The following is a 248-nucleotide window of genomic DNA, read 5'->3' on the forward strand; positions in this document are numbered from 1 at the left end:
CAATCCCAATGCTTCACCTTAAGTCGATGCTCGCGTCTGGTGTCGCGTTACTCGCTGCGGTGCTTTCGTCTAGTGTCACCGCCGCAGAAAATCAGGACTTGCCGTGGAACGGCCGATTCCAGAGCCTGACGGTGGCCACGCTCAAAGATAAGTATCTGACCCATATTTTGACCAACCGCCAAAGTGGCACCGTCGACCCGAATCCGTGGACGAATATCAAACCAAAGGGCCGCATACCCGCGTTCAAT

The 248-nt window shown here is 54.8% G+C and carries 1 protein-coding gene; it reads left to right on the plus strand.

All coding sequences use genetic code 11. The features are described from left to right. The coding region (locus L9G74_RS21535; RefSeq protein WP_238898876.1) for a hypothetical protein at positions 1-248 on the plus strand (248 nt) is incomplete at both ends.

Origin of the sequence: Shewanella electrica, from assembly GCF_022321485.1 — a bacterium.
In the GTDB taxonomy this organism is placed as follows: domain Bacteria; phylum Pseudomonadota; class Gammaproteobacteria; order Enterobacterales; family Shewanellaceae; genus Shewanella; species Shewanella electrica.